16 protein-coding genes are annotated in these 15,446 nt (G+C 73.1%); 9 read left to right on the top strand and 7 right to left on the bottom strand.

The features are described 5' to 3' along the window. Positions 1-17 precede the first annotated feature (17 nt). The 3 genes from ACN28G_RS23005 to ACN28G_RS22995 all read right to left on the bottom strand — a co-directional run bounded on the left by ACN28G_RS23005 (position 18) and on the right by ACN28G_RS22995 (position 2,501). Positions 18-431: a RidA family protein gene (locus ACN28G_RS23005; RefSeq protein ID WP_421480308.1), complete on the bottom strand. Its 414-nt coding sequence runs from the start codon at positions 429-431 to the stop codon at positions 18-20. 245 nt (positions 432-676) lie between these two features. Then, entirely contained in the window at positions 677-1,678 is a 1,002-nt protein-coding gene (locus ACN28G_RS23000; protein WP_091444497.1) for a LacI family DNA-binding transcriptional regulator, read from the bottom strand. Positions 1,679-1,742: 64 nt separating this feature from the next. Then, complete coding sequence (locus ACN28G_RS22995; protein ID WP_421480307.1) at positions 1,743-2,501, bottom strand: maleylpyruvate isomerase family mycothiol-dependent enzyme; 759 nt, start codon at positions 2,499-2,501, stop codon at positions 1,743-1,745. A gap of 66 nt (positions 2,502-2,567) precedes the next feature. On the opposite strand from ACN28G_RS22995, the gene ACN28G_RS22990 reads away from it, so the two are divergent. Next, a complete protein-coding gene (locus ACN28G_RS22990; protein WP_421480306.1) occupies positions 2,568-3,659 on the top strand; it encodes a UDP-N-acetylmuramate dehydrogenase in 1,092 nt (363 codons plus the stop codon). A gap of 26 nt (positions 3,660-3,685) precedes the next feature. On the opposite strand, the gene ACN28G_RS22985 is transcribed toward ACN28G_RS22990, so the two are convergent. Both ACN28G_RS22985 and ACN28G_RS22980 read right to left on the bottom strand, forming a co-directional pair. Continuing rightward, on the bottom strand, positions 3,686-4,477 hold the full coding sequence (locus ACN28G_RS22985) for a class I SAM-dependent methyltransferase (RefSeq protein ID WP_421480305.1): 792 nt from the start codon (positions 4,475-4,477) through the stop codon (positions 3,686-3,688). 10 nt (positions 4,478-4,487) lie between these two features. Then, a complete protein-coding gene (locus ACN28G_RS22980; protein WP_091447476.1) occupies positions 4,488-5,249 on the bottom strand; it encodes an SDR family oxidoreductase in 762 nt (253 codons plus the stop codon). Positions 5,250-5,440: 191 nt separating this feature from the next. On the opposite strand from ACN28G_RS22980, the gene mshA reads away from it, so the two are divergent. From mshA to ACN28G_RS22960, 4 genes are all read left to right on the top strand, one after another. After that, on the top strand, positions 5,441-6,805 hold the full coding sequence (mshA, locus tag ACN28G_RS22975) for a D-inositol-3-phosphate glycosyltransferase (protein WP_421480304.1): 1,365 nt from the start codon (positions 5,441-5,443) through the stop codon (positions 6,803-6,805). 28 nt (positions 6,806-6,833) lie between these two features. Then, positions 6,834-7,349, top strand: coding sequence for a YbjN domain-containing protein (locus ACN28G_RS22970; protein ID WP_421480303.1), 516 nt, complete (start codon positions 6,834-6,836; stop codon positions 7,347-7,349). Between the two features lie 221 nt (positions 7,350-7,570). Continuing rightward, entirely contained in the window at positions 7,571-8,494 is a 924-nt protein-coding gene (locus ACN28G_RS22965) for a hypothetical protein (RefSeq protein WP_421480960.1), read from the top strand. 465 nt (positions 8,495-8,959) lie between these two features. Further along, entirely contained in the window at positions 8,960-9,727 is a 768-nt protein-coding gene (locus tag ACN28G_RS22960; RefSeq protein WP_091447472.1) for a phosphoglyceromutase, read from the top strand. Positions 9,728-9,811: 84 nt separating this feature from the next. Here the strand turns inward: ACN28G_RS22960 and phoU are convergent, their stop codons facing one another. Further along, on the bottom strand, positions 9,812-10,459 hold the full coding sequence (gene phoU / locus ACN28G_RS22955; RefSeq protein WP_091447468.1) for a phosphate signaling complex protein PhoU: 648 nt from the start codon (positions 10,457-10,459) through the stop codon (positions 9,812-9,814). 211 nt (positions 10,460-10,670) lie between these two features. Here phoU and ACN28G_RS22950 point away from each other — a divergent pair, with 211 nt between their 5' ends. Beyond that, the gene (locus ACN28G_RS22950) at positions 10,671-11,975 is read left to right on the top strand and encodes a sensor histidine kinase (RefSeq protein ID WP_091444472.1); all 1,305 of its coding nucleotides are present in this window, start codon (positions 10,671-10,673) and stop codon (positions 11,973-11,975) included. A gap of 22 nt (positions 11,976-11,997) precedes the next feature. Next, positions 11,998-12,681, top strand: a complete 684-nt coding sequence (locus tag ACN28G_RS22945; protein ID WP_091444468.1) for a response regulator transcription factor — start codon at positions 11,998-12,000, stop codon at positions 12,679-12,681. A gap of 55 nt (positions 12,682-12,736) precedes the next feature. Here ACN28G_RS22945 and ACN28G_RS22940 read toward each other — a convergent pair whose 3' ends face one another. Next, positions 12,737-13,537 (bottom strand): hypothetical protein, encoded by an 801-nt coding sequence (locus ACN28G_RS22940; protein ID WP_421480302.1) that lies wholly within the window; start codon positions 13,535-13,537, stop codon positions 12,737-12,739. 52 nt (positions 13,538-13,589) lie between these two features. Between ACN28G_RS22940 and ACN28G_RS22935 the strand changes: the two genes are divergently transcribed. Both ACN28G_RS22935 and ACN28G_RS22930 read left to right on the top strand, forming a co-directional pair. Next, a complete protein-coding gene (locus tag ACN28G_RS22935) occupies positions 13,590-14,534 on the top strand; it encodes a Ppx/GppA phosphatase family protein (protein WP_091444461.1) in 945 nt (314 codons plus the stop codon). Positions 14,535-14,610: 76 nt separating this feature from the next. Further along, positions 14,611-15,417, top strand: coding sequence for a sugar phosphate isomerase/epimerase family protein (locus tag ACN28G_RS22930; RefSeq protein WP_421480301.1), 807 nt, complete (start codon positions 14,611-14,613; stop codon positions 15,415-15,417). The last annotated feature ends 29 nt before the right edge of the window (positions 15,418-15,446 follow it).

Below are 15,446 nucleotides of genomic sequence, written 5' to 3'. Positions count from 1 at the left end.
CGTCCCTGTCGGTCGGGTCAGGGCCTCGCCGGGACCGCGGCGACCGCCTCGACCTCGACGAGCTGGTCCGGATAGCCCAGCACGGTCACCCCGAGCAGGGTGCTGGGCGGATCGTGGTCCCCGAAGGCGTCCCGGACCACCCGCCAGACCGACACCAGGTCGGCCTGCCGGCTCGACGCCACGTACACGGTGGTCTTGACCACGTCGGTGAGCCGGGCGTCGGCCGCCGCCAGGGCGGTCACCAGGTTCGCCATGACCTGCCGGGCCTGGCCGACCGGGTCGCCGGGGGCGACGACACCCCCGGTGGAGTCGAGGGGGCAGGCACCGGCGGTGAACACCAGCCGGGATCCCGGGGCGACGGTGGCCAGGTAGGCGTACTGGGCGGTGTCGCTCAGTTCGGGTACGCGCAGCAGCGAGACGGCATCCGGCACCCCGGCAGGCTAACCGCGACCACCACCCACCCGCGCCCCGTTTCCCGCGCCCCGTTTCCCGCGCCTGTTTCCCGCGCCCTGTTTCCCGCGACCCGTTTCCCGCGCGGCGCCCGCGCGCTCCCCGCGGTGTCCGCCCGCGCGCGCTCCCTGTGGTGTCCGCCCGCCCGCCCGCTCCGCGCGGTGCCCGCTGCCGGAGGTGAGAAGGGGACCCCGCTATACCGAAAGCGTTAACAGGGGGCCCTTCCTTACGTGGAGGCGCGGGGGATGAGGGTGGTGGGGAGGATGGTGGCCTGGTCGATCTGTTCGCCGGCGGCCAGGCGGAGCAGGAGGCGGGTCATCACCCGGCCGATCTGCCGGATCGGCTGCCGGACGGTGGTCAGCGGCGGTTCGGTGTAGGCGGCGGAGGAGATGTCGTCGAAGCCGACCACCGCCACGTCCTGCGGCACCTGCCGCCCGCTGTCCCGCAGGGTGCGCAGGGCGGCGTGCGCCATCAGGTCGGAGGCGGCGAAGACGGCGTCCAGGTCGGGTCGCCGGTCGAGCAGTTCCCGCATGGCCGCCGCCCCGGAGTCCCGGGTGAAGTCGCCGTAGGCGACCAGCGTCGGCAGCCCGGCGGCGGCGAGTGCGTCCCGGTACCCGGTGAGGCGTTCGATGCCGGCGACCATGTCCTGCGGCCCGGCGATGGTGGCGATGCGCCGCCGGCCGGAGTCGATCAGGTGGGCCACCGCGCGGGCCACCCCGCCCGCGTGGTCCACGTCCACGTACGGCACCGACTGCTCGCCGAGCGGACGGCCGCTGCACACCGTCGGGATACCGAGGGCGGCCAGGGTGCCGGGCAGCGGGTCGGCACCGTGCAGCGAGGCGAAGAGGACCCCGTCGACGTGCCTACCGGTGGTGTAACGCCGTACCCGGGCGTGCCCGGCCGGTGAGCCGGCGAGCATCAGCACGAGCTGCTTGTCGGCGGCCTCCAGTTCCTGGCTGACCCCGTGGATGATGCCGGGGAAGACCTGGTCGTCGGAGAAGACCCGGGTGGCCGCCTCCGGCATCACCAGGGCGATCGAGTCGGTCCGGTGGGTGACCAGGCTCCGGGCGGCCAGGTTCGGGGCGTACCCCAGCTCGGCGACGGCCCGCCGGACCGCCTCCTGGATCGGCCCGGCGACCGTGGTCGAGCCGTTGACCACCCGCGACACGGTGGCCCGGGAGACCCCGGCTCGCCGGGCCACCTCCTCCAACGTGGGACGTTGCGCCATGGTCGTCGATGATCCCAGCCCGGCTCACCGCCCGGTGCGGGAGATCACCCCTTGGTACCGGCGGTCACCCGGTACGCAGACCGGGCAGCAGGCTGGGGTCGCCGGTCACGGACAGGGTGTCGAAGGCGATCCGGCCCCAGAGGGCCAGCAGCAGGTCGCTGGCGGTGCCGGAGACCTGCACCCGGGCGTGGTGGTCGTCGTGGTCGAGGATCGTGTCGGTGTCCAGCAGGGCCACCCCCTCGCCGCGCAGCCGCAGGTACCACTCCTGGGCGGCGTCGGTGGCGGTCAGCTGGACCACCCCGCGCCACTGGCCGGTCTTCGCCCGGCGGCCGGCCGGCAGCCAGGTGTCCAGCACCTCGCTGACCCCGTCGGCGGCGAGCTTCGCCTCGACCGGGTCACCGGCGGCGATGGCGAGCTGGGCGTCCCAGCGGTGCACCGCCGTCTCGTGGGCCATCCGGCGGGGCCAGAAGCCGGCCTTCTTGGGCTGCGGGGCCCAGTTCCAGGCGGGGGCCTCCGGGTCGAGGCCGTCGAAGAGGGTCATCAGCTGGTCGTACGACTGCTGCCAGAGCTGCAGCGCGCTGGTGCCCGGCGGCAGTTCGGTCTCCTCGCGGCGCGGCGGCGCGGCGGTGGCACCGGAGCCGGCGAAGGAGTGCACCCACCGGTAGAGCCCGGCGAGGTGCAGGGTGAGGTCGTTCACCGTCCAGCCGGGGCAGGACAGGACCGGTGTCTCAGGGGGTGCTTCCGCCACGGCGGCGGCGAACGCGGGGCCCTCGGCCCGCAGCGCGCCGATCCAGAAGTCCTTCGTGCCGTGCAGTCTGCTCATGCGTCCTCCTGGGCGACCGGGCCACCAGTGGGTGCCACGGGTCCTCTTCAGCCTAGGGTGAAAGGCGTGTCCGACGTTAGTGCCCAGCCGACCCCTGAAATCCAACCTGCCGACGCGTGTTCGTTGGCGAAATTCACCACGTTGTGCCTCGGCGGAGCGGCGGCTCGTATCGAGACCGCCACCAGCTCCGGTGAAATCGTACAAAAAGTACGAGAAGCGCAGGCGCGGGACGAGCCGGTCCTCATTCTCGCGGGCGGCAGCAACGTGGTGATCGGTGACGAGGGCTTCCCCGGCACCGTCGTCCTGGTCCGCTCCCGGGGGTTGCGGGTGGTCGCCGAGGACCCCGAGACCGTCACCGTACGGGTCGAGGCGGGCGAGCCCTGGGACGAGCTGGTCGCCGCGACTCTCGCCAACGGCTGGTCCGGACTGGAGTGCCTCTCCGGGATCCCCGGCTCCACCGGGGCCACCCCGATCCAGAACGTCGGCGCGTACGGCCAGGAGGTGGCCGAGACGATCACCGGCGTCCAGGTGTACGATCGCCACACCGGCGAGCTGGGCCGGATCGCCGCCGCGGACTGCGGGTTCGCGTACCGGTCCAGCATCTTCAAGTACAGCGACCGCTGGGCGGTGCTCTCGGTCGACTTCCGGCTGACCCGCTCACCGCTGTCCGGCCCGGTCCGCTACGCCGAGCTGGCCCGGTCCCTCGGGGTCGAGGTGGGTCAGCGGGTGCCACTGGCCGACGCGCGGGCCACCGTGCTGCGGCTGCGCGCCGGTAAGGGCATGGTGCTCGACCCGAGCGACCCGGACACCCGTTCGGTCGGCTCGTTCTTCACCAACCCGGTCCTCGACCAGGCCGCGTACCAGCTGTTCCGGGCGCGTGCGGCGGAGTTCGGCGAGCCGCCGGCGTGGCCGGGCACCGGGGACGTCGTCAAGATCAGCGCGGCCTGGCTGATCGACAAGGCCGGGTTCGCCAAGGGGCACCCGGGTCCGGCGGGGGTGGCCATCTCCACCAAGCACACCCTCGCGCTCACCAACCGCAGCGGCACCGCCCGTACCGCCGACCTGGTCACCCTGGCCCGCCGGATCCGCGACGGCGTGCACGAGCGGTTCGGCGTCACCCTGCACCCCGAGCCGGTCCTGATCAACTGCACCGTCTGACCCCGGCCTGACCGTCTGGCCCCGGCCTACGGGTTCGGGGCGACGGTGTGCCAGGGGACGGTGATCTCCCCGAGGCGCCAGCGGCGCGGGCGGTCCAGCACCGGCCAGCCGGCCGCCCGGACCGTACCGACCGTGGCCGACCAGCGTTGCCGGGGGCCGTACGGGGCGTACCCGGCAGTGGCCCGCCAGGCCTCCTCCATGGCCCGGAGCAGGTCGTGTACGCGTTCACCGGGCACGTTGCGGTGGATCAACGCCTTGGGTAGGCGTTCGGCGAACCGGGCCGGCGACTCCAGGGTGTCGAGGCGGGCGGCCAGGGTCAGCGTGCGTGGGCCGGTGGCGTCGATCAGCAGCCAACCGCCGAGCCGGCCCAGCTCGTCGCAGGTGCCCTCGACGAGTCGACCACCGGGGGCCAGTGCCCGGGTCATCGTCTGCCAGGCGGCGGGAACCTCGCTCTCGTCGTACTGGCGGAGCACGTTGAACGCGCGGACCAGGCAGGGGCGCAACCCGGCCAGCTCGAAGCCGCCCCGGGCGAAGGTCAACCCGGGTGGCTCGGCGGCCGGTTCGGCGGCGGCCACCCGTACCGGATCGATCTCCAGGCCGACCAGTCGCACGTCGGCGCGGACCCGCGCGGCGAGCCGGGCGCGCAGCTCGACGGCGGTGGTCGGGGTGGCGCCGTAACCGAGGTCGACCACCAGCGGGTCGGCGGCCGAGGCCACGACGTCACCACAGCTCTCGACGATCCAGTTGTCCACCCGGCGCAGCCGGTTCGGGTTGGTCGTCCCCCGGGTCACCACCCCAACGGGGCTCTGTCGGGTCAACGCGGGCACCTCAGATCCGGTGCACCTTGTGCTGGGCGGCCTGGGCCAGCGGGCGGACCACCAGCCGGTCCACGTTGACGTGCTGTGGCCGGGTCGCGCACCAGGCGATGCAGTCGGCGACGTCGTCGGCGACCAGCGGGTCGGGCACCCCGGCGTAGACGGCGTCGGCCCGCTCGGTGTCGCCGTCGAACCGGTGCAGGCTGAACTCGTCGGTACGGACCATGCCCGGGTCGATCTCGATCACCCGGAGCGGCCGGCCGGACAGCTCCAGCCGGAGCGTGCCGGCCACCGCCGTCTGGGCGTGCTTGGCCGCGCTGTAGCCGCCGCCGCCCTCGTACACGGTGAAGCCGGCGGTGGAACTGACGATCACGATGGTGCCGGCGCCGGAGGCCTCCAGCGCGGGCAGCAGCGCCTGGGTGACCCGCAGCGTGCCGAGCACGTTGGTGTCGTACATCCACTGCCAGTCGCCGACCGAGCCGGACTCGACCGGGTCGAGACCGCGTGCCCCGCCGGCGTTGTTTACCAGCAGGGTCACCGGGCCCGGCGCCGCGGTGGCGGCCGTAGCCAGTGCGGCCACCGATTCGTCGGAGGTGACGTCGCAGGCCACGGCGGTCGCCGCGCCACCGGCCTCGACGATGCCGGCGACCAGTTGCGCCAACCGGTCGGTACGCCGGGCGGCGGCGAGCACGTGGAAGCCCTCGGTGGCGAGCCGACGGGCGGTGGCGGCGCCGATCCCGCTGGAGGCTCCGGTGACGATCGCGACGGGGGTCATCCGGCCATTCTGCTCGGTGCCGCCGGAATCCACCGCCGGGCGGGGTGCGCCGGTCGATGAGGTCCGTCACGCCTGGCGGTGGCCCCGACGCATCACCGGCACCGGACCGGGAAGATGAAGGTGAGCGCGGACGTTGTCCGAAAAGCGCCGGTCGACGCGGACGGCATGAAACCGTGACAAAAGGAGCGGACATGGCGGAGACGCACACCGGCGTCGGGCGTCAGCGAGGTGCCCGACCGTGGCCCCGGCCTCGACGGATCGCCACCATCTCGCTGCACACCTCACCGTTGCACCAACCCGGCACCGGTGACGCCGGCGGAATGAACGTCTACGTGCTGGAGATCGCCCGCCGCCTGGCCGAGGCCGACGTCGAGGTGGAGATCTTCACCCGGGCGACCTCCGGCGACCTGCCCCCGGTGGTCGAGGTCGCACCGGGGGTGCAGGTCCGGCACGTGATGTCGGGCCCGCTGGAGGGGCTGACCAAGGAGGAGCTGCCCGGCCAGCTCTGCGCCTTCACCGCCGGGGTGCTGCGGGCCGAGGCGGCCCGCCCGCCCGGCCACTACGACCTGATCCACTCGCACTACTGGCTCTCCGGCCAGGTCGGCTGGCTGGCCAAGGAGCGCTGGGGGGTGCCGCTGGTGCACACCGCGCACACCCTGGCCAAGGTCAAGAACTCCCGGTTGGCCATCGGGGACCGCCCCGAGCCCAAGGCCCGGGTGATCGGCGAGGAGCAGGTCGTCGCCGAGGCCGACCGGTTGGTCGCCAACACCCGGGTCGAGGCAGGTGACCTGATCGCCTGCTACGACGCCGACCCCGACCGGGTGGTCGTGGTCCAGCCCGGCGTCGATCTGGACCGGTTCCGCCCACCGGCGGTCGGTCGCGCCGCGGGCCGGGCCGCCGCCCGCCGCCGGCTCGGCCTGCCGGAACAGGGCCACGTGGTGGCGTTCGTCGGGCGGATCCAGCCCCTGAAGGCCCCGGACGTGCTGATCCGGGCGGCTGCGGCGCTGCGGGACCGCGACCCGCTCCTCGCCGACCAGCTCACCGTGCTGATCGTGGGTGGCCCGAGCGGCAGCGGCCTGGACCGGCCGACCGCCCTGATCGAACTGGCCGCGTCCCTCGGCATCAGCGCGCGGGTGCGCTTCCTGCCGCCGCAGACCGGTGACGGGCTGCCCGCCGTGTACCGGGCCGCCGACCTGGTCGCCGTGCCCTCGTACAACGAGTCGTTCGGCCTGGTCGCCCTGGAGGCCCAGGCCTGCGGTACGCCGGTGCTCGCCGCCGCCGTCGGCGGACTGGTCACCGCGGTCCGGGACCAGGTCAGCGGGGTGCTCATCGACGGACACGACCCGGTCGACTGGGCCCGTACGCTCGGCCGGCTACTGCCGGACGTCTCCCGCCTGGACACCCTCTCCCGGGGGGCCGCCCGGCACGCCCGCAACTTCTCCTGGCACCACACCGCCGCCGGGTTGCTCCAGGTCTACGGCGAGACGATCGTCGAGCACCGGGCCCGACGGGCCGCCCGACTGGCCGGCGACCCCGCCCTCGCCTGCTCCTGGTGACCCGGCGGTCGGTCGTACAGTGGGGCCGATGAGCGCGAAGAGCGACGTTGCCGCCCTGATCGAATCGGTCTGTACCGAGCGGGAGCTGGACTGGGAGGCCACCGGCGACGCCACGTACGCGGTCACCCTGCCCGGCACCCACAAGCTCAAGACGATCTGCAACCTGATCGTCGGGGAGCACGCGCTGCGGATCGAGGCGTTCGTCATGCGCCAGCCGGACGAGCGGCGTGAGGAGCTCTGGGCCTGGCTGCTGCAACGCAACTCCCGGATGTACGGGGTCGCCTTCTCCATCGACCGGGTCGGCGACGTCTACCTGACCGGCCGGGTGAACCTGGGCGGGGTGGACGCCGACGAGATGGACCGCCTCCTCGGCTCGGTGCTCACCTACGCCGACGAGTCGTTCGACTCGATGCTGGAGATCGGCTTCGGCACCGCGATCCGGCGGGAGTGGCAGTGGCGGGTCAAGCGGGGCGAGTCCACCGCGAACCTGGCCGCCTTCGCCCACCTCTTCGAGCCCTCCACCGGCGCGGACACCGGTAACTGACGCTCTCCGGGCGGGTTCGACGGGTTGGTCGCGGGTATGCGGCAGCGCGCGGTGTGGCGTGGTTCGCCTCCACCGTGACCCAGTCGGACTGTCGAGGAGCGTGAACACCCATGGCTCAGCGCAACAGCTCAGGTCGCGGTGGGACCGCGACCAGGACGAAACGGCAGGTGGGCAACCGGACACCGGGTACCCCGGAGATCTCCGAGACCGCGATCGCGCGGATGCGGGTCGACGAACTCCGGATCCGGCTCCGCCGACACGGGGTCTCCGGAGTCTCCGGGCTGCGCAAGCCGGAGCTGGTGAAGGCCCTGGCCCGCGCGATGCGTTCGGCGCGCCGGTCCGGCGGTGCCGGGCGCACCAGCACCGGCCCGGCCGGCCGGGCCGCGCGTTCCGGTGCCCGCGCGACGACGGGAGCGAAGTCGACGCGGGCCAAGGCCGCCCCGGCCCGTACCCGCAAGGCCGCCCCGGCCTCGGCCCGCAAGGCGACCTCGGCGTCGGCCCGCAGGGCGGCTCCGGCGTCGGCCCGCAAGGTCGCCTCGGCGTCGGCCCGCAAGGCGACCTCGGCGTCGGCCCGCAAGGCCGCTCCGGCCCGTACCCGCAAGGCGGCTCCGGCGTCGGCCCGCAAGGTCGCTCCGGCGTCGGCCCGCAAGGTCGCCTCGGCCTCGGCCCGCCGGCCGGCTGCGGCCTCGACGACGCGGAAGACGACGGCCGGCAGGTCGGCACCCGCGCGTAGGTCGACGTCGGCCGGCAGAGCGGCCACCGGGTCGGCCAGTGGGATCCGGACCGGGCCGGCGACCTCCCGCTCGGTGCGGTCCTCCCAGCGGATCGGCTCGCCGGCGGACCAGCCGGAGCGTCCCGGTCGGAGCCTGGTCACCACCAACCACGAGGTGATCCGCCGGTGGGCCCGGGCCCGGAGCGCGAAGCCGGCGACCATCGCCGGCACCGAGCGCGCCGGCCGGCCGGGGGTGTTGACCTTCAACTTCCCGGGGTACCGGGAGAGCAGCCGGATCCGCGAGATCACCTGGGACGAGTGGTTCCGCACCTTCGACAGCCGTCGGCTGAACCTGATCTTCCAGGAGCAGTTGCGCGACGGACGGCAGAGCAACTTCTTCCGGACCGAGTCTCCGCAACGTTCCGACGGGTGAGGCGTTTACCTCGGGACGGGCCGGGTATCCGCAGGTCAGCCGGGAAGGGCCCAGGCCGGACGAGGCGGTATGTGATCGGCGAGACAGTCGATCCGGGTTGAATCCGCAAACTGGGCGAACTAACTTTATTGCACCGCGTCCGCTCGGAAACGTTCGGGGGAGCGGCGGATCGAGCAGATCCGCGCACCGAGCGGTACGCGATGGGGCGGGTGGGTCAAACCGTTGGGGGACGGTTCCACCTGTCGGACCGGCGGCGCGAGCGGGCGACGCTTACGGGGGTGAGAGTCGCCCGCCGCCGCCGGGCACAGCGAGGGGTACGACGCCCACCACGGTCACCACCGTGGTGGGCGTCGTCGCGTCCGGTCACCCCGTGTGGTCCGCGTCCGGCACCTTCGCTGTCCACGTGGTGGTCGTCACCCGGCACTGCCCGCATGTCCGTTCCGGCCTTCGGGCAGGATGACCGGCATGACTGCTAGCGAAGGGCCCACCGTCGGGACGCTGGTCCTGCTGCGGCACGGCGAGAGCGACTGGAACGCCAAGAACCTCTTCACCGGCTGGGTCGACGTCGACCTGACCGCCAAGGGGGAGACCGAGGCGCGGCGCGGCGGCGAGCTGCTGCGCGAGCACGACCTGCTGCCGGACGTGGTGCACACCAGCCTGATGCGCCGGGCGATCCGCACCGCCGAGCTGGCGCTCAACGCCGCCGACCGGCACTGGATCGCGGTACGCCGCTCGTGGCGGCTCAACGAGCGCCACTACGGTGCCCTGCAGGGCAAGGACAAGAAGCAGACCCTGGAGGAGTACGGCCAGGAGCAGTTCATGCTCTGGCGCCGGTCGTACGACACCCCGCCGCCACCGATCGACGACAACGACGAGTGGTCGCAGGTCGGCGACCCCCGGTACGCGCTGCTGCCCACCGAGCTGATGCCGCGTACCGAGTGCCTCAAGGACGTCGTCGAGCGGATGCTGCCGTACTGGTACGACTCGATCGTGCCGGACATCCTGGCCGGCCGTACCGTGCTGGTGGCCGCGCACGGCAACTCGCTGCGTGCCCTGGTCAAGCACCTCGACCAGGTCTCCGATGCCGAGATCGCCAAGCTGAACATCCCGACCGGCATCCCGCTGCGCTACGACCTGGACGCGCACCTGCGCCCGATCACGCAGGGCGGCACCTACCTGGACCCGACCGCAGCCAAGGAAGCCGCCGCCGCCGTAGCCAACCAAGGCCGCTGAGGTGTAAGGAAGGGCCCCCTGTTAACGCATTCGGTAGAGAAGGGCACCCTTCTCACCCGGGGCCGTTAACAGGGGGCCCTTCCTTCATGAGGGGGTGGGGTGGCCGGTGATGAGGTACACGACGTGTTCGCCGGCGTTGACCGCGTGGTCGGCGAACCGCTCGTAGAAGCGGCCGAGCAGGGTGGCGTCGATCGCCGTCTCCACCCCGTACGGCCAGTCCGCGCCGAGCACCACCCCGAACAGGCCCTTGTGCAGCTCGTCCATGGCGTCGTCGTCGCGGTCCAGCTCGGCGGCGAGCTCGGCGTCGGGGCTGGCGAGCACCGTGGCGATCTTCTCGGCCATCCGGTCGGCCACCCCGGCCATGTCGGTGAAGACCGGCCGCAGCTCCGCCGGTACGGCCGGTGAGGGGTGCCGGCGCAGCGCGGTCTTGGCCACGTGGTCGGCGAGGTCACCCATGCGTTCCAGGTCGGCGGCGACGTGCAGTGCGGTGATCATGGCGCGCAGGTCGGAGGCGACCGGTGCCTGCCGGGCCAGCAGCTCACAGACCCGTTCCTCGACGTCGCGGTACCGGTGGTCGATGTCGCGGTCCCCGGCGATGACCGCCTCGGCCGCCCGACGGTCGGCGGTCAGCAGGGCCCTGGTGGCCTGCCGCATCGCCGCCCGTACCTCCTGGGCCAGCTCCACCAGCAGCTGGCTGACGGTCTGCAGGTCGGCGTGGAACTCGTTGCGCATGGTCACGTCCCGTGGTCGGTGCCGCCGAGGCCGGGGGCCGGCGCCGGCGGGGGTGGTCGTACAGGTGCGCGACCACGGTAGGTCGGTCACCACGGGTCCCGATGGTGCCCCGATGAACTGTGCGGAGCCGAAGGGTTAACTCTTCCGGAAGTGAGCGTGATTCGTCCCTGCCTGCGGGCCCTCAGGTGAACAATGACCCTACGATCGCCAGGTGGAGTGGGCGGTACCGGTCGCGGTGGCCGTCGGCCTGACGGTCGGCCTGGTCGCCGGGTTGCTGCTGCCCAGGGTGAGGTCGACGCGGCGTGGCCGAGCCGCGTCGGGTGCGACCGTCCGGTCCGGCAGGGATTCGATCTTCGGCAGGGGGAGGCCCACGATCGCCGACGACCACCAGGTCGAGGTCTCCGGACTCGGCCGCAGGACGATCGACTCGCTGCGGGCCGGTGTCGTGGTGCTCGGCCCCGACGACGTACCGGTGCTGGTGAACCCGGCCGCCCGGGCGATGGGTCTGCTGCGCGCGGGTGCCCGGCCCGGCACGATGGCCGCCCATCCGTTGATCCGTACCCTGGCCGGGCAGGTGCGGCGCACGGGCGTGCGGCGCGAGATCGAGCTGGACCTGCCGCGTGGCCGCGCCACCGCCGGCCCGGACCCGCTCGGCGTGCACCTGCGCGCGATGGGCATCGGCGGCGGGTTCGTCGCCGTCGAGGCGGCGGACGTGACCGAGTCGCACCGGCTGGCCCGGGTACGCCGGGACTTCGTGGCCAACGTCAGCCACGAGCTGAAGACGCCGATCGGTGCCCTGCAACTGCTCGCCGAGGCGCTGCTGGACGCCACCGAGCCGGCCGGTGCCGACGTGCCCGACCTGTCCGAGGACCTGGTGGCGGCGCGGCGGTTCGCCGAGCGGATCCAGCACGAGTCGACCCGGCTCGGCCGGCTGGTGCAGGAGCTGCTGGAGCTGACCCGGTTGCAGGGCGCCGAGCCGCAGCCGCCGCCGGAGCCGGTCACCGTGGAGTGGGTGTTCGCCGAGGTGCTGGACCGGACCCGGACCAGCGCCGCCGCCCGCCGGGTGGACGTGCAGGTGGAGGCGGAGCCCGGGTTGACCGTGCACGGCAGTGACACCCAGCTCGCCACGGCGGTGGCCAACCTGGTGGAGAACGCGATCAACTACTCCGCCGAGGAGACCGTCGTACGGGTGGTCGCCTGCGCGGCCGACGACGACATCCGGATCGCGGTGACCGACCAGGGCATCGGCATCGCCCCCAACGACGTCGACCGGATCTTCGAGCGGTTCTACCGCGCCGACCAGGCCCGCTCCCGCTCCACCGGCGGTACCGGGCTCGGGCTGGCCATCGTCAAGCACATCGCCAGCAACCATGGCGGACGGGTCGAGGTGTCCAGCACTCTTGGGGGTGGGTCGACGTTCACCCTCCGGTTGCCCGCCCGCCCCCCGGAGGACCTGGCGGCGACACTTTCGTCGGCTGGGATCGAACCCGGTCCGGCCGAGCTACGGCAGGCCTGACAGCGATGGAGAGGAACACCCTGTGAGCCGCGTTCTGGTCGTCGAGGACGAGGAGTCGTTCTCCGACGCGTTGTCGTACATGCTGCGCAAGGAGGGCTTCGACGTCTCCGTCGCGCCGACGGGCACCTCCGCCCTTACCGAGTTCGACCGGACCGGCGCCGACATCGTGCTGCTGGACCTGATGCTGCCGGAGATGTCCGGCACCGAGGTCTGCCGGCAGCTGCGGCAGCGTTCGCACGTACCGATCATCATGGTCACCGCCCGGGACAGCGAGATCGACAAGGTGGTCGGCCTGGAGATCGGGGCCGACGACTACGTGACCAAGCCGTACTCTCCCCGCGAGCTGGTGGCCCGGATCCGGGCGGTGCTGCGCCGACAGACCAACGAGGGCGGCGAGTCCGGTGCGCCGACGCTGGCCGCCGGCCCGGTACGGATGGACATCGAGCGGCACGTGGTCACCGTCGACGGCGCGGCGGTGCAGCTGCCGTTGAAGGAGTTCGAGCTGCTGGAGCTGCTGCTGCGCAACGCCGGCCGGGTGCTCACCCGGGGGCAGCTGATCGACCGGGTCTGGGGTGCCGACTACGTCGGGGACACCAAGACCCTGGACGTGCACGTCAAGCGACTGCGCTCCAAGATCGAGCCGGAGCCGTCCGCGCCGCGCTACATCGTCACCGTCCGGGGCCTGGGCTACAAGTTCGAGCCGTAGGCCGAGCCACCGGCCGTGGCCTGGGCGAGCTGCCCGGCGCGGTCGCGCCGAGGGCTCAGCCGCCGGCCGGGTGCGGGGCGACCTGGCCCTGCCGGAGCCGGGCGGCGCAGAGCTCGGCGAGCTTCGCGTACGCCGGGGCGCCGATCAGCGCGGTCAGCTCCGGGGCGTACGAGACGTACATCGCCTCGGTGCCCACGTGCGCGTCGGTGGACGAGGTGCACCACCAGTGCAGGTCGTGCCCGCCCGCGCCCCAGCCCCGCCGGTCGAACTCGGCGAGGGTGGTGACCAGCATCTTCGTGTCGTCGGGCCGGGTGTGCCAGTCCTGGTCCCGGCGGACCGGCAGCTGCCAGCAGACGTCGGGCTTGTACTCCAGCGGGTGCACCCCGTCGCGCAACGCCTGGGCGTGCAGGGCGCAGCCGCCACCGGCGGGGAAGCTCGCGTCGTTGTGGAACACGCACGGGCCGTCGGCGCTGCGGGTGGCCGTCCGCCGGGCCGGGGTCGTACCGTCGACTGTGTCGTTCTCGGTCCAGTTCTTGAAGCCGCGGCGGTAGTGCTGCCAGGTCTGCGGGGTGAGCCGCTTGACGGCGGCGCGTACCCGGCGCTCGTCGTCGGAGTCGGTGAAGAACGCGCCGTGCGAACAGCAACCGTCGGCGGCGCGGCCCGCCACGATGCCGTGGCACCCCTGACCGAAGATGCAGGTCCAGCGGGAGAGCAGCCAGGTCAGGTCGGCCCGGACCAGGTGGCTGCCGTCGGCCGGATCGACGAACTCGATCCACTCGCGGGGGAAGTCCAGCCCGACCTCCCGGCTGCGCGGCTCCTGCGGGTCGTCGACCAGCGCCCGGATCTCGATCGTCACCGGACCAGGGTACGCCCGCGCGATCCGGACAGCCGGCGAATAGGGTGCCAGCATGCGACTGGGTGTCCTCGACGTGGGTTCGAACACGGTGCATCTGCTGGTGGTGGATGCCCATCACGGCGCGCACCCCTGGCCGGCGCACTCCGAGAAGGTGGTACTCCGGCTGGCCGAACAGCTCGGCCCCGACGGGGCGCTCACCGAGTTCGGCGCGGAATCCCTGGTCAAGGCGGTTGCGGCGGCCCGTGACTCGGCCACCGCGCTGGGCGCCGGTGAGCTGGTCGCCTTCGCCACCTCCGCCGTCCGGGACGCCACCAACGCCGCCGAGGTGCTCGCCCGGGTCCGGGACACCACCGGCGTACGGCTGGAGGTGCTCGCCGGTGACGACGAGGCGCGGATGACGTTCCTCGCGGTGCGGCGCTGGTTCGGCTGGTCCGCCGGCCGGCTGCTGGTGCTGGACATCGGCGGCGGTTCGCTGGAGATCGCGGCGGGCATCGACGAGGACCCGGACGTGGCCGTGTCGCTGCCGCTGGGCGCGGGCCGGCTGACCCGGGACCGGCTGCGGATCACCCCGGACGCCGCCGCGCCGCCCTCGGCCGAGCAGGTCGAGCAACTCCGGGCGTACGTCGACGACCTGCTCGACCCGGTGGCGACCCGGATGGCCGGGGTGGGCTGGGAGCGGCCGGTGGCCACCTCGAAGACCTTCCGTACCCTGGCCCGGCTCGCCGGCGCGGCCCCCTCCGGCGCGGGCCTCTGGGCCCGGCGCAGCCTGACCCGGACCGGCCTGCGGCAGGTGACGGGTTTCATCCGGCACATCCCACCGGCGCAGCTCAGCGCGTTGGAGGGGGTCAGCGTCGGCCGTTCCCACCAGCTGCTGGCCGGCGCGGTGGTGGCCGAGGCGGTGATGCGCCGGCTCGGCGTGGACGCGGTGGACATCTGCCCGTGGGCGTTGCGCGAGGGCGTGATCCTGCGCCGACTGGACCAACTCGGACCGATGTGACCCTCGGTGGGCGTGGTGCCACAGTTTGTGACCTCTCGTCACGATGTCGCAACGGGCGCGCGTTACCCTCGACGGTGTGACTACCCGCGTCCCGGTGCTGTTGTCCACCTCCTCCGTCTTCCCCGAACGGACCGCTGCGGCCTTCCAACTGGCCGCCGCGCTCGGCTACGACGGCATCGAGGTGATGGTCTGGACAGACGCCGTCAGCCAGGACGCCGGCGCGCTGCGCGGCCTCGCCGACCACTACGGCGTACCGGTGCTCTCCGTCCACGCCCCGTGCCTGCTGGTCACCCAGCGGGTGTGGAGCCCCGACCCGTGGGAGCGGCTGCGCCGCTCGGCCGAGATGGCCGAGACCCTGGGGGCCTCCACCGTCGTGGTGCACCCGCCGTTCAGCTGGCAACGCGAGTACGCCCGCGGGTTCGCCGAGGGCGTCGACCAGATCGCCGGCCGGTACGAGGGGATCCGCTTCGCGGTGGAGAACATGTACCCGGTCCGGATGGCCGGCCGGCAGTTCGTCCCGTACGTCCCCGGCTGGGATCCCACCGAGGTCGGGTACGCCTCGTACACCCTGGACCTGTCGCACTCCGCCGCCGCGCACACCGACGCCCTGGCGATGGCCGACCGGATGGGGGACGGCCTGGCGCACGTACACCTAGGTGACGGCACCGGCGAGGGGCGCGACGAGCACCTGGTGCCCGGACGCGGCAACCAGCCCTGCGCCGAGCTGCTCCGGTCGCTGGCCGGCCGGGGCTTCACCGGCTCGGTAGCGGTCGAGGTCTCCACCCGGGGCGTCCGCAGCCGGGCGGACCGCGAGTCCGACCTGCGGGAGGCGCTGGACTTCGCCCGCGCCAACCTCACCGCCCCGTCCCCCGCCGACGTCTGAGGTTGTGTAAGGAAGGGCCCCCTGTTAAC

The organism is Micromonospora sp. WMMA1923 (assembly GCF_049179195.1).
GTDB lineage: Bacteria > Actinomycetota > Actinomycetes > Mycobacteriales > Micromonosporaceae > Micromonospora > Micromonospora yangpuensis.
Note: the sequence above shows the minus strand (reverse complement) of the source record. Positions and strands in the feature narration are given on the sequence as shown.